General features: G+C 65.8%; 8 protein-coding genes. 6 read left to right on the top strand and 2 right to left on the bottom strand.

From position 1 onward, the window contains the following. The first annotated feature begins 61 nt into the window (after nt 1-61). A complete protein-coding gene (locus tag QUW25_RS00730; protein WP_289510320.1) occupies nt 62-976 on the top strand; it encodes a ketopantoate reductase family protein in 915 nt (304 codons plus the stop codon). Between the two features lie 28 nt (nt 977-1,004). Here QUW25_RS00730 and QUW25_RS00725 read toward each other — a convergent pair whose 3' ends face one another. Further along, nucleotides 1,005-4,913, bottom strand: coding sequence for a DUF7601 domain-containing protein (locus tag QUW25_RS00725; RefSeq protein WP_289510319.1), 3,909 nt, complete (start codon nt 4,911-4,913; stop codon nt 1,005-1,007). Between the two features lie 207 nt (nt 4,914-5,120). Between QUW25_RS00725 and QUW25_RS00720 the strand changes: the two genes are divergently transcribed. Both QUW25_RS00720 and QUW25_RS00715 read left to right on the top strand, forming a co-directional pair. After that, the gene (locus QUW25_RS00720; protein ID WP_289510318.1) at nt 5,121-7,094 is read left to right on the top strand and encodes an FAD-dependent oxidoreductase; all 1,974 of its coding nucleotides are present in this window, start codon (nt 5,121-5,123) and stop codon (nt 7,092-7,094) included. Between the two features lie 438 nt (nt 7,095-7,532). Then, nucleotides 7,533-10,811 (top strand): ATP-dependent helicase, encoded by a 3,279-nt coding sequence (locus QUW25_RS00715; RefSeq protein ID WP_289510317.1) that lies wholly within the window; start codon nt 7,533-7,535, stop codon nt 10,809-10,811. 18 nt (nt 10,812-10,829) lie between these two features. Here QUW25_RS00715 and QUW25_RS00710 read toward each other — a convergent pair whose 3' ends face one another. Continuing rightward, complete coding sequence (locus tag QUW25_RS00710) at nt 10,830-11,969, bottom strand: hypothetical protein (protein WP_289510316.1); 1,140 nt, start codon at nt 11,967-11,969, stop codon at nt 10,830-10,832. 223 nt (nt 11,970-12,192) lie between these two features. Here QUW25_RS00710 and QUW25_RS00705 point away from each other — a divergent pair, with 223 nt between their 5' ends. The 3 genes from QUW25_RS00705 (at nt 12,193) to QUW25_RS00695 (ending at nt 13,974) form a co-directional block, all read left to right on the top strand. Next, a complete protein-coding gene (locus tag QUW25_RS00705; protein WP_289510315.1) occupies nt 12,193-12,579 on the top strand; it encodes a type II toxin-antitoxin system death-on-curing family toxin in 387 nt (128 codons plus the stop codon). Between the two features lie 4 nt (nt 12,580-12,583). Beyond that, nucleotides 12,584-13,432, top strand: a complete 849-nt coding sequence (locus QUW25_RS00700; protein ID WP_289510314.1) for a phosphoribosyltransferase — start codon at nt 12,584-12,586, stop codon at nt 13,430-13,432. Nucleotides 13,433-13,497: 65 nt separating this feature from the next. After that, nucleotides 13,498-13,974: a hypothetical protein gene (locus tag QUW25_RS00695; protein ID WP_289510313.1), complete on the top strand. Its 477-nt coding sequence runs from the start codon at nt 13,498-13,500 to the stop codon at nt 13,972-13,974. Nucleotides 13,975-14,016: the final 42 nt, after the last annotated feature.

Genomic DNA, 14,016 nt, shown 5'->3' with positions numbered 1-14,016 from the left:
GGCAGCCTCTCCCTCGCGCTACAATTCCGGCGAGAAGAACGACGGGGGCGGGGAGGCGCACATGGCAATCGAGAGCGTGGCCATCATCGGGCGCGGAGCGGTGGGGATGCTCTACGGCTCCATCGCCGAGAAGAACCTCGGGCCGGGCGTCGTCGAGTTCGTGATGGACGACGAGCGCTTTGAGCGGCACGCGGGGGAGGTGCCGACCGTCAACGGGGAGCCGCTGCGCGTGCGAACCCTGCCCGCGAGCGAGGCCGGCCCCGTCGACCTGGTGATCCTTGCCACCAAGGCGACCGGGCTCGACCGGGCGCTCGAAACCATGGAGCGGCTCGTCGGGCCGCGCACGGCGATCGCCTCGCTGCTCAACGGCGTCACGAGCGAGGAGCGCGTGGCGGAGCGCTTTGGCTGGGGGCGCACCGTGCTCTCGGTCGCGCAGGGCATGGACGCCGTCTTCATCGGCGGCGAGATGACCTACACCCACCCTGGCGAGATTCGCTTTGGCGCGGCACCGGGGACCGAGGCGGGCGTGGTGGACGACGTCGCTGACCTCTACGCGCGCGCCGGCATCCCGCATGTGGTCGAGGCCGACATCCGCCGCCGCATGTGGGTGAAGCTCATGCTCAACGTTGGCATCAACCAGACCTGCATGGCCTTTGGCGGCACGTACGGCACCGCGAGCGAGCCGGGCAGCGAGCAGAACCGCTGCTTCGTGGCCGCCATGCGCGAGGCCCTGGCCGTGGCGCGCGCCGAGGGCGTCGACGTTACCGAGGCGGACCTCGCGCAGATGGCCGAGCTCGTGGCGGGCCTCGATCCGGACGGCCTGCCCTCCATGGCGCAGGACCGCATCAACCGCAGGCCCACCGAGGTGGAGGAGTTCTCCGGCACCGTCATCCGGCTTGCCGAGAGCCACGGCATCCTCGTCCCCACCAACCGCTGGCTCTACGGGCGCATCCGCCAGATCGAGGTGGGCTTCTAGCCAAAGGGCGAGGGCGCCGGCAGCGGGCTCATCGCCCGCCGCGTCTCCTGGCGACCACGATGCCAGCGGCTACGAGCGCCACGCCGCACGCCCCCACGGCGAGAAGAACCCCGGGGGAGCTTGTCGCGTCGCCGGACTCGGGGAGGGGCTCGGCATCTGCCTGACCGTTGGCCTCCTCACCCTCGGGCTCGGGAGTCGGGTCATGGTCCGGGTCCGGTGTCGGCTCGGGATTCGGCTCTGGGTCAGGCTCCGGTGTTGGGTCTGGATCAGGCTCCGGCTCGGGATCCGGCTCTGGATCAGGCTCCGGCTCCGGCGTCGGGTCGGGCGTGGGCGTCGGGTCGGTGCCCGGGCTCGGATCGGGGTCCGGATCGGGCGTCGGATCGGGGTCCGGGTCGGGCGTCGGATCGGGGTCCTTCTCGCGCACGTGCACGAAGTAGGCCGCGCTCACGGCGTCCCCGCCCGCGACGGTGCCCTCGGCGGAGGTAGCCTCCCTGCCCGCCGCAACCTCGTCGGCGCTTCCCGCGTAGATGACGTAGCCGTCGGCGACGAGCGCGTCGGCGTCAAGCTCGCTCACCGTGTACGAGGCTCCCTCCGGGAGTCCGGACACGAGCAGCCCCGACCCTCCCGTGAGTCCCTCGACGCGTGCCACGCCGTCGGTCCCTCCCTCCACGCGCGAGAACACGAGCCGCTCCTTGCTAACTTGGTCGCCCGCGTGGCGCGTTGCCTCGAAGGTGAGCTCGTCCTCGCCCGGGTGCGCCGCAAAGAGGCCGCGCACGACCACCTCGAACGAGACCGCACGGTCGGGCTCGGCGTCGTTGCCGGCCATCACGCTGGCGATGCCCAGGCCGCCCGCGCTCCATACGTTGGTGAAGGAGACAAGCGCCTCACCGTCAGCCTCGATCGTCCCCTCGCTGCCCGTTTGCAGGGAGAGGTAGCCGGAGGCGGAGTAGTCGTCCTCCCGCACGAGGTAGCGCGTGCCCTCGGGTATCCCCTCGACCACGAGCTCCTGTCCGTCGGAGAGCTTTGCCGAGAAGGACCCGCTGTCGTCGAGCACGGCCGTCTCCGCGGAGTCGCCCACGCGATAGCCCACCTCCCCAGAGAGGGACGTGCCGTCCGCGTCCCGGAGCGTGACGGTGAAGGCGAAGCTCGCGCCGGGCGCGCCGCCGTCCACGCCCTTGCTCACGCGCAGCGTGCCCAGCCCGACCCCGGCCGGCACGACGAGCGCGCCGTTGTTTCCGAGGCTCGCCACAAGGTGGACGCCCCCGGACTCGGGCGCCTCCACGGAGAGGCGCTCCACGTAGGGCGCGCTCGCGGTGGCGTTGGGGATCTTCTCCACCGAGCCAAGCGTCTCGGCCGTGACGTAGCGCGGGGTCCCGGCGAGTGCCACGCACTGCCCGTCTTGGAGCACGAAGCGGCTCTCGGCCTGTGCGGCGCCCTCCGCCATCACGTAGGGCGCGTACGTCCGCTCGACGCTCGCCGGCACCTCGTCGTCAGGCGAGGGGAAGCTCGCCGAGTACGTGGTCCTCTCGAAGTAGTACGTCTCGCCGGCCACGGGCATCGTGGCGAGCGGCACGTAGGCGCTGCCCTGGCGCACAAGCAGGGGCGTGTCACGCGTGAAGGCGTAGTAGGAGTTCGTCTGGGCGGCCCAGGCATTCGCGGTCGCCCCCGCCTCGGCGGAGTCTCCCGAGCCGGTGAAGTCGCTCGCAAAGATCAGACGGGTTGCGAGCCCGCCGTGCGCGACCTTCTCGCCGAGCGCGCCCTCGAGCTCCGCGTCGCTCACGAGCTCGCCGGCCTCCATGCGCTCGAGCAGCGCGGAAACGGCGGGCGTGGGGGCAACCTGGTAGGCGAGCCGGATCGGGGTCGTCTCGAGCGCTTCGTCGAGCCGCATGGTGGCGGTGCCGTCCGCTCGCACGCTCACGTCCGCGCGCAGGGCGGGCACGGCCTCCACGGGGATGGAGAGCAGAAGCTCCTGCCGCCCCGTCGCAAGGCTGGTCTCCACCATCACCACGAAGTCGTAGAGCGTGACGTCACCGCCGCTGTACTGACTGCGGTAGTCGCCGATGTAGAAGTAGGTCTCGCACACGGCGGTGGCGCCCGCCGCCTGGGCGGCCTCGATGCGACCGCGCACGTCCTCGTCGGCGCGCTCCTGCCAGTTGCCGTCCGCCGCGGCGTCGACCTCTGCCTGGGTGGCGAAGGTGTACGAGCTGCCCTGCGAGGGGACCATCTCGTGTGCCTCGTTCACGTACCAGGAGGCGTGGTTGGAGAAGTCGTCGTCACTCGCGTAGGAGAACTGGCCGTCAACGAGCGCCTGGTAGAAGAGTCCGTAGGTCTCGCTGCCCAGGTTGTAGCGCGCGTTCATGGCCTCCACGAGGTAGCTGAACTCGTGGGTGGCGTCGGGGTTGTACGGGTCCTCGAGGCTGACCTTCACCGCCTGGGCAGCTCCCGCCCCGCTGAGCAGGTGCGACCCGTAGACGATGCCGTCCACGCGCGTGACCTGCATGCCCGCGCCAATCCGGTCGGTGAGCTGGACGCGGCTGCCGCCCGGCGCGTCCTCGCCTGGGCCTCCCGAGGCCGGAGCGGTGTAGGAGACACCGAGCGAGCGTCCCACGGCCGAGCCGAGCGCCCAGGTGAGCGCCCGGGCGCTGCGTGCGGGGAGGTAGTCGTCAACGGGAGAGACCGCGAGCGGGTCGTCGGCTGGGACCAGGCCCCCCTCGACGGGAAGCGTCACCTTGGCTGGGGTGAGCCCGCCCCTGCCCGAGCCAAACAGGTCGAGCTCTACGCTCTTCTCGCCCACGGCAGCCGCCTCGGCATAGGCCCGCGCCGCCTCCTTAAGGTTGTCACGCAGGTCCTGCCCGGTGGCAGCCCCCGAGCCCGGCAGCTCGTGGGCCGCCTGCTCGAGCGGGGTCTCCAGCAGGTAGGCGGCCGTCTCGCTCGTGTCAAGGCCAACGGTGTAGAAGGCGAGCCCGCGCCCCTCGCCCCATGCCTTGTCCACACGGCTCGCCTCGTGGCGCATGGTGAGCAGCGTGGCGAGAAGCGCGTCGGTGCCGTAGCCCGTCACGCGGGTTCCGGGCAGCGGGCCCAGGAAGCCGGCGGCGTCCCCCGTGTAGGTGGGCGGGTCGAAGAGGCTCACGCTCGCCATGGGCGGCGTCTCGACCCCCATCACCACGAGGACGGGCTCGCGCTCGGCGGCTCCGGCGTCACCGGCCGCCCCCACGAGGGACTCGCCCGCCAGGTGCACGGCGCGCTGCAGATAGGAGCCGCTGCCGAGCGCGGCGTCCGCGGTCTCTGCCCCGCTTTTCGCGGTAGCCACCACCTCGAGCGAGCCCGCGGCGCCGCCCGAGCCGGGCAAGAAGCGCACGTAGTGGCCGTCCTGGTCCGGCTCGTAGACATCGAGCGGCATGAGCGTGACCACGTCAGAGTCGTAGCCAATCACGCTGACGCGCGTTGGAGTGGCCGAGCCGTCGTTTTGCGCCATGAGGCGTGCGATGGAGGTGTTGAGCGCGTCGGCGAGGTAGGCGGCCTGGTGCCGGCCGCCAAAGGACAGGTCGGACAGGACCCGGTTGGTGCTCACCACGAACACGACGTCATGCGCCGGTCCGCCCTCCTGGCGCACGGACACGGCGGAGGAGAGCGCTGAGAGCCCCACCGCAAATCCGTGCCGCTCGTCGGCGAGCGTGACGTTAAGCCCGGCCGAGCGTGCCTCATCGGTGCTACCGTAGACGGACTTGTCGACCCAGATGCGCCCGGCCTGGTCGGTGGAGTAGCCGCCCCCGCCGGCGCCCCCGCCGAGGACCTCCTCCCACCGCGAGGAGGTGTTGGGGTCAACGACCTTGGAGACGGCCTGGGCTAGGGCTCTTCCGGGCACGACGCAGGCAAGAAGGACGGCAAGCGCCGCGCTGGCGAGAAGAGCGGCGATGCGGGTGAGGGTGCGTGGCATGCTATCTCGATTCTGTGGAAGGGGGTGCAAATGTAGCTTCTTTACCCCGGCTGCCCACATTCTTTCACGGGGCGGGCCGCGGGCTCGCAGGCGGCCGCCCGCCGCGGTAGGCGGTTTCGCTCGTGGGTCCGGGACCGCGCGCTGGGCGCAAGCGCTATGGTTGATGCAATACCATTCCGTGCCCCGTGCGCCCAGGAAGGAAGTGCCATGACATCAAAGAAGCACCACGCGTCGAGCTCCGAGAAGTACCCGCTGCTGTTCTCGCCCCTCAAGGTGGGCACCCAGGAGGTGAGAAACCGCGTCTTCATGCCGCCCGTCTCGACCAACCTGGCCGACCACGGCTATGTGACCGACGCCCTCATCGACCACTACGCGGCGCGCGCCAAGGGAGGCGTGGGCCTCATCGTCACCGAGGTCGTGACCGTTGAGCCCACCTACGTCTACCTCCCTGGCGACATGTGCATCGCCGACGACTCCTACGTCCCCGGCTGGGAGCGCCTCGCCGCCGCCGTCCACGAGCACGGCGGAAAGATCCTGCCGCAGCTCTTCCACCCCGCCTACATGGCCTTCCCGATTCCCGGCACGCCGCAGCTGATCGCCCCGTCCAACGTTGGCCCCTACTACGCGCGCGAGGCGCCGCGCCCCGTGACGCGTGAGGAGCTTGCCGTGCTCGTGCGCCAGTTTGGTGACGCGGCCGAGCGCATGAGGCTCGCCGGCACCGACGGCGTGGAGATTCACGCCGCGCACGCGCACGGGCTTCTCGGCGGCTTCCTCTCGCCGCTCTACAACAAGCGCACCGACGAGTACGGCGGCGACATCGACGCGCGCCTGCGCCTCACGCTGGAGGTCGTTCGCGAGGTGCGCGAGCGCTGCGGCGAGGACTTCATCATCGACGTGCGCATCTCCGGGGACGAGTACTCTGACGGTGGTCTCACCATCACCGACATGTGCCACGTGGCCCGCGCGCTCGAGCGCGCCGGCGTTGACCTGCTGCACGTCTCCGGCGGCACCACCATCAAGCGCGGCTCGGCAATTCCCGCCGCGGGCACGCGCCAGGGCAGCCACGCCGAGGTGGCGCGCCAGATCAAGCGCTGCGTGAGCATCCCGGTGGCAACGGTTGGCCGCATCAACGAGGCCTGGATTGCCGAGGAGCTTCTCGAGGAGGGCGTGGCCGACGCCTGCATGATGGGTCGCGCCAACCTCTGTGACGCCGAGTTCTGCAACAAGGCCGCCATGGGCGCGACCGATGACATCCGCCCCTGCATCGGGTGCCTCCGCTGCCTCACGGGCATCATGTTTGGCAAGCCCATCGCCTGCACGGTGAACCCGGACGTGGAGCATGACGACGGCGCGGTGGAGCCTGCCGCCGAGAAACGCGACGTGCTGGTTGTCGGAGCGGGCCCGGCGGGCATGGAGGCGGCTTTTGTGGCGGCGCGCCGCGGGCACCACGTGGTTCTCGTGGACGCGGCGGACGAGCCGGGCGGCACCATGCGCATCGCCGCGGTGCCCATCGCCAAGCAGGATCTCACGCGCGTCATCAAGTTCCAGGCGCGCCGCCTCGAGCAGGCTGGCGTGGAGGTGCGGCTGGGACGGCACCTCACGGCCGAGGACGTGGCGCGCGACTTTGCGGGCTACGAGGTTGTCCTGGCCACGGGTGCGGAGCCGATCGTGCCCGCCTGGGCGGGCGCCTTCAAGCAGGCCGTGACCGCCGACGACATCCTTGCCGGCCGCGCGTTCCCGGGCAAGAAGATCGTGGTCGTGGGCGGAGGATCTGTGGGCTGCGAGGTGGCCGACTACCTTGCGCCGCTGGTGAACGACCTTGCCAAGGGTAACCGAGACATCACGCTCGTGGAGATGGGGCCCACGCTTGACCCGACGGAGGGTGCCGCCGGCCGTGCCGCCCTCATCACGCGCATGATGAGCAAGGGCGTGCACGTGCTCACGGAGGCACGCGTCACCGGCGTGACGGAGGACTCGATCTCCTACGAGAAGGACGGAGAGGAGCACGTCATCGAGGGCGCGGACACGATGGTGCTCGCGCTTGGCTACCGTCCGGACGGCTCGCTCGCCGAGGCTCTGACGGCCGCCGGGGCGCGCGTTCACGTGATCGGCGACGCCGAGAAGCCCGGAAACATCAAGGACGCAATGGCCACCGCCTACTCCCTCGCCCGCGAGCTGTAAAAGGGGGACGTGTTCTTCCTCTCAGAGTTTTCGGGACAGGCCGCAGGGGGGACGGGCTCTTCCGCTCAGAGAGTCTGGGGCGGGCCTCAAGCAACACTCGAGGCCTGTCCCGAAAACTCTGAGAGGAAGAACACGTCCCCCTTTTACAGCTCGCTTACGATGCGCGGTGTGAACTCGTCGCTGCTGTCGGCGTAGCGCTCGCCCGGCACGGCGCCAAAGACGGGGTCTGCGCCCGAGCTCGCGTGCCAGAGGGCATGTCGACAGCTTTTCCTTTGTCTGGCAACTGGTAATGGTCCAAAAGGGGACAGCCCCTTTTGGACCATCCAGTATATTCGCATCTATGGGTCGTTTTCTCATCACATCTTTTCGTACTTCTCGTGTGTAGACTGATGGAGACACTTGACGGGTGTGCGGCGAACAGGGGATCCAGGAATGAAGATGACCGACGAGCTCCAGACTGCGTTGGAGAAGCTCAATCCCGAGCAACGCCGTGCCGTGGAGTGCCTGGATGGCCCGCTGATGGTGATTGCCGGCCCTGGCACGGGCAAGACTCAGCTCCTGAGCCTGAGGGCGGCAAACATCCTCATCAAGCGCGACGCCGCTCCCCAGAACATCCTCTGCCTCACGTACACCGAGGCAGGTGCCGAGGCCATGCGCTCCCGCCTGATCGAGCTCATTGGCAGAGAGGCATACGGCATCCAGGTGAGTACCTTCCACGGGTTTGCCAGCAGCGTTCGCGCGGCTCATCCGGAAAGCTTTCCCCGCCCCGCCTCCGACCAGCTCGTCACAAGCCTTCGACAAGCGGAGATCATGGACGAGCTGCTCAAGACGCTGCCGTTTGGGTCTCCGCTCTCAAGCATCGGCAGGGGAGACGTTGCGCACTTCTCGCGGGAGATGCTTGCCTTTGTCTCAAAGGTCAAGCGTAGCGGTATCTCCTACGAGGCGCTGTCCAAGATTGCCGAGCAGAACATCCATGCCGCGGACTGGCTTGAGCAAAACTCCTCGCTTTGCGACATTGCTGCCATGACGGCGAGCGCGCGCGTTGCGGAGCGCTTTGAGACCGAGGTCGAGCACGCCTGCGGGGACGCCCCTGACGAGCTCAAGCGTCCCGTGGTCACCACTCCTGGAATCTACGCGCCCTTTATCACGAGCCTTCGCGACACCGTCCGACGCACCGAGCTCGTGGACGAGAACGAGAAGACCGCGGGCTACACAAGCGTCCGAAACGCGTTCTTCGAGGGAAGCAACCGAGAGGGGAGGCGCCTCCGCATCCGGAAGGGGAGCGAACGGCTCCTTGCTGCCTGCGCGGTTGCCCGGCGCTACCAAGAGACCCTCGACAACCAGCATCTTTACGACTTTGATGACATGATTGCCAACTTCGTAAAGGCGGTCGAGAATGACGACAATCTACGCCAGGAGCTCCAGGACACCTATACCTACATTCAGGTCGACGAGTTCCAGGACACCAATGGTGCCCAGATGAGAATCGTCGAGCTCCTCTGCGAGGGTCTTGAGCGCCCCAACGTCATGGCGGTAGGTGATGACGACCAGGCCATCATGCGCTTCCAGGGCGCGACCATCGAGTGCATCAACCAGTTCGTTGATCGCTACCACCCGCAGAGCGTCGTGCTCATGATCAACTACCGCTCCACTCCGGACATCGTCGAGCTTGGCCAGAGAGTGGCGGTACAGGTTGAGCGTCGCCTCGCGGCAAGCGACGACAAGGCGATTCGGGCCAACTGCCCCCGAGGAGACCAGACCGAGTTCTCCGAGACCGTCTTTCAGAGCAAGGCGGAGGAGTATGCCGCCCTGGCGCGTGACATCCGCGAGCGCATCGATGGCGGCTACCTCAATACCTGCAAGGATCCCGACGAGGCCATTGCGGTTATCTCACCCAAACACACCGTCCTGAAGGCGCTCATCCCGTATCTCGTTGCGGAGGGCGTTCCCTTCTCGTACCGTCAGACGCAAGATCTCTTTGCATCCGAGCGCATGCAGACCATGCTTGCGCTGGTTCGCTGCGTCTGCGCGCTCTCGCGGGGGCAGGCGCAGGTTGCCTCGAGCTGTCTGCCTCAGATTGTGTGCGCGCCCGAGCTGGGCGGTGACCATCCGAGCTCGGTGCGCTTTGCCCTCGCCGCGCACAGGGAGTTCCATGGAGACTGGCTGCTCGCCATGGAGCGCACGCAAAACGAGCGCATCCGTGGCATATACGACAGACTCATGACCTGGGCCGCGGAGGCGTCAAGCTCGCCAGTGCGCGAGCTGCTCTTCAAGATGGCGGCGCGCCCGATGACGCACTACCGTCATCAGGGCGAGAAGGATCCGCTTGCGGCAGCGGAGTTCAACGCCGGCATGCGGGCCCTGCTCGACTTTGTGGAGGGAGAGTTCGCGCAGGCAGGTGGTCTCGGCCGAGCGCTTCGTCTGCCCGACGTTGAGGATTTGCTCGAGGCGGCTCAAAAGTATGGTGTGTCCATCGAGGCGAGCGTCAGCCTCGGTGCTCCCGGGGCCGTGCGGCTAACGTCTGCCCATAGCTCCAAGGGTCTTGAGTTCGATTGCGTCTATCTTGTCGACGCCGACGACGCCACCTGGCACAAGGGGGCCAACGGAGGGAGCCTCTACCCCTTAAACCTGCTCATTGGTGACGAGAAGGACGAGGATGACGCACTGCGCCTTCTCTTCGTTGCCCTGACGCGCGCAAAGCGCCATCTGGAGCTCTATCGCGCCGCCGGGTCAACCTTGCGTGAGCTCTCGGGTGTGGTCGAGGCCCGCGAGGTCGACCCGGATCCTCATGCCCTTGACGTGGCCGTCGCAACCGAGTGGCATGACAGCTACCGGCTTGACACTCCTGAGCTCGTTACCCTGCTCGACGCCAACAAGGACGTGAGGCATCTCTCGGCCTCTGCCCTCAATGCCTTTGTCTGCTACAAGGAGGGCTGCACGAACAGCCTCTCGTTCCCCGAGCGCCAGGTTCTGCGACTGCCCGAGGCTCCCCAGATTCAGCTTGAGTTTGGCAGCATTGTGCACGCGATGATGGAGGACATAGCTAATCGGGTCATGGGGCCAGAGGGCGCCTCGCTGGACGAGGTCATGGCGGCCCATCGCCATAGGGTCCGATGGATGGACTTCTCCGCTGCGGATGTCTCTCGTTACGAGCAGCGCTTCGAGCGAATCTGCACGAGCTTTGTGCCGTGGCTCCTTGAGAGCGCAAGGGGCTACAGAAGGGTCACGGAGGCCAAGCTGTCCGCCTCAACCGCTGCGGGAACCCCACTCTTTGGTTATCTTGACCTGCTTCTCATTGATGATGCGGCAAAGACGGTGCGCATCGTCGACTACAAGACCGGCTTTAGCTACAACGTCTCCGATGACTACGAGCGTCAGCTGAGGTTCTACAAGCTGCTCGTGGAGTCCTCGCCCCAGTTTGAGGGCTACGAGGTCGTCTCCATGGGCGACTTCTACGTGGAGCCCGAGAAGGACACAGGCGAGCTCCATCCTCCGCTCTCCGTTACGGCAACAGACGAGGAGGTTCGCTCCCTCGAAAGGCTCGCTGACGTCGTGTGGGCGCGCATCCAGGCGGGACAGTGGGACACGAGTGCCTTCGAGCAAAGCGAGCTCTACGAGCTTGCGCTGGCCCAGCAGGAGAGCGAGCGCTCCAAGGCGGGCAGGGCCTGCGTCATGCAGCGGGCCTACGAGGAGTGGCTGGTCCAGTCCGCCTCCTGACCAGCCGCGCCCAGGCGATCACCCAAGAAGGTCGAGAAGCTCGGGCGGCAGCACGGCGTCGTGCAGCTCGGGCGACCATGTCCCGTATATGCAGCGGACATGCTCGAGCTGGGTCTTCCTGGGCTCGACTTCGAGCTCCTTGCGCGCCTGGGCGTCCAGTGCCTCGCACTCCTGCAGGCAGCGTTTGAGGTCGATCTCCCCGCGGGAGAAGCGGCTCAGCGGCTCAAGCTTTCGCTCAAAGCCACCGAGCTCCCCGTCGTACGGCTCCAGCGAGAGAAGGTCGTGAAAGCCGCCGCGGAACCACACGACGCCGTCCACCTCGTCAACCCAGTGCCCGCGGACCAGCATGTCCGTGTAGTCGCCGCGCTCCTTCCGGAGCCGGAGAATCCTTGCGTCGTCATCCCGCGCCGGGTCGAGCGTCGCATCGTGATCGAGGACAAAGTGGCTCTCGTCACCGTAGATGCGGGAATGGTGCACAAGAATGTCGCCCCGCTTGAACGGAAGCGTGAAGTTGAACCACATATCCTCAAAGCCCGGACAGAGTATGTCCTTCTCCTCTTGGGTCAGACGGGGCGATCGATCGTCGACAAAGGAAATGGGCTCCAGGTCCGGCGAGACCAGCACGCTCACGTCGCTGTCGTAGTCCTCTTCGTCGGAGTCGTCGGCAAAGTATCGCTTGGTGAGGATGAACCGGTCGTCCTTGAGCCCCCAGTCCTCCTCGTCGATGCAGTCGCGCAGCTTGCGGATTGCCCTCTCGAACGACGGGCGCACGTACGCGTCGTACCTATAGCGGACCTCGCGCTTCTGGACGATCCAGCAACAGGCCTCTCCGGGTTCCGATGAGCGGAGGTCGTCCAGAAGCTGCTCCTCGATTCGCATGTACGCCTCAAGGAACGCGTGGAGGCTCCCGCCCGCGAGATACAGCATGTGCTTGGGAAAGATGGCGTCCGGCGTGGTCTCGATGAGACTGCGCCATGCGGCGTGCTTCTCGGCAATCGTGCGCTTATGGCTGTTCCAGATGATGAAGGACGCCTCGATGGGAGACGGGTTCCAGCCGATCTTCTCCCAGTGGGCGCGAACGGCGGGGGAGTCGACAAAGTCGAGGACGTCGAGAGGTTGCCCGCTCTCTGCAGAAGCTGCCAGGTTGAATGTATTCATGTTTGCTCCTTTGTGCAAGGTGTCCTGTCTACGGTTCAGGATATGAGGTTGCATGAGTCGTTTCTGTCCCATGTCTCTCAGTAACGTCTCTCCTGAAGCACTTGGTTTACTGGCGAGAAGAACGGGCGATGTTCGACACAGATGCCGAGAAGAACTTCGACTACATCGAAGTTGCGGACGATTTCATGGACGAGTATGTGGACGTCTTTGAGGAGCTGGCCGGATGACGGGGCCGCTCTCCAGAGAGGTTGCCTTGGCTCTGCACGGGCGCGCTATCGAGCGGTTTGGCGGCTCGCGGGGCGTACGTGATGCGGGCTTGCTCGACGCGGCGCTCGTACAGCCCTGGCAAACCTTCGGCGGCGTCGAGCTTTATCCGACCCCAAAGGAGAAGGCGGCACGCCTGTGCTTCGAGGTCGTGACCCAGCACCCGTTCGTTGACGGCAACAAGCGTGCTGGCGCGCTTCTTCTCGGCGTGCTTCTCCGCGGGGAGGGGTATGCGTTCAGGCCCGCTGCGAGCGACCTTCTCCACGCCATCGTGGGCGTTGCCGCTGGGTCAAAGGGTTATCAGGAGCTCCTCAGTTTTGTACGTCAAGAGACGGGTGAAAGGTGAGCTCATGGCTGCTCAGGGGAACAACTATCGCATCGCCGCTCGCGTGACGGTGGAAAATGGCGTCAAACAGTACCACTGGGACATCGAGAGTCTCATGAGCGTCGTCGACCTTTGCGCGCCGACGCTGGTGCGGGACGAGTTCAAGGGAAGAGCCTACTGGTTTGGCTATGAGTTCAGGCCGGACTCTCATCCCCTCGACCGTCGGGCGTTTCTCGAGGACATCAAGGGGCTGGGGCAGAACGTCATTCCGGAGGGCTATCTCAGGAAGTTCATCAACGCGCCGCTTGCGCTGCTGAACGAGCAGGTAAACCTGGCAACGATCGACTTCTTTGTGTACCCCGTCTCGGGGCGGAGCCCGCTCGTCAACAGGATGATCGAGCAGATCGACGAGTGGACCTCACATGAGGTCGAGGGCGTCTCGCTGGAGCTTGTGAAGCGACCTCCCTCGGAGATTGGCTTTGACTGGGAGAAGTTCGACCGGCGTTACGCGCCCACGAGCAATCGCGGCTATGACAACCGGTACCACCAGATGAGGACCTACGTTGAGAACGAGCTTCTCCCGTCAATCCGCGCGGGGGAGTACTTCTCGCTGTCAAAGGTGGTCAAGATGAGGTACCGCCCCTACATCATGAACTTCCTTGAGTTCAATAAAGAGCAGGTCAAACAGTATGAGAAGCTGTGCGCCGCACATGGCGCCCGCGTGTTGGTGGTCGACGACGTCAACACGTCCGGATCGACGCTGAACGAGATTCTTCGCATGCTCGGCAAGCTCAACCCGAGCCTGGAGGTGTACGTGTTCACGCTGGTTGGGAGGCCGGAGGTGGGGCGGGGCTCTTTGATTAATGGGGTCTGAGCACAATCTATGTTACCCTACAATAGTAGACAAAAAGAAAAAAGTAGGGTAACAGAGGGGCGCCTATGTCGGTCCTGGAAGATGTTCTCAGAGAGGAATATGCTCGCTCCTTGCGACTTGGTCACCTTATGGAGAAGGAGCTTGCCTCGCTTCCAAAGGGGAGCGTTCGTGTTCGGATGATTCGTGGGCGCGAGTACTACTACCTCAATCATCGTGAGGGAGACAGGGTGCTTTCTGACTACATCCCCGCCTCCGAGGTCGAAGTCGTCCGCACCATGGTCGCCCGCCGCAAAGAGCTCAAAGCGGCATTAAAGGAGCAGGAGCGCTCTCGCAAGCAGATAGAGCGTGCGCTGGGAGGGAGGCCGGATGTTGACGTGCGGGAGGAAAGCGCCGCCGGTGACAGCACTGCCCATTTCGGGTGCTTCCAAATTAGCGAAATGAAGAAACATGTATCAAATTTCGAGGCACGTTTTGAGGCAGAGCATGGGATAGGCGAAACATTCGACAACGTAGAACAATTCATGACAAGCCTCGATGATTGAACTCGCATGCCATAATTGCTCCCCATGGTTAACCAAGGGGAG

The sequence above is a fragment of the Thermophilibacter provencensis genome (assembly GCF_030372065.1).
GTDB lineage: Bacteria > Actinomycetota > Coriobacteriia > Coriobacteriales > Atopobiaceae > Thermophilibacter > Thermophilibacter provencensis_A.
This window is presented reverse-complemented; position numbering and strand designations above follow the sequence as displayed.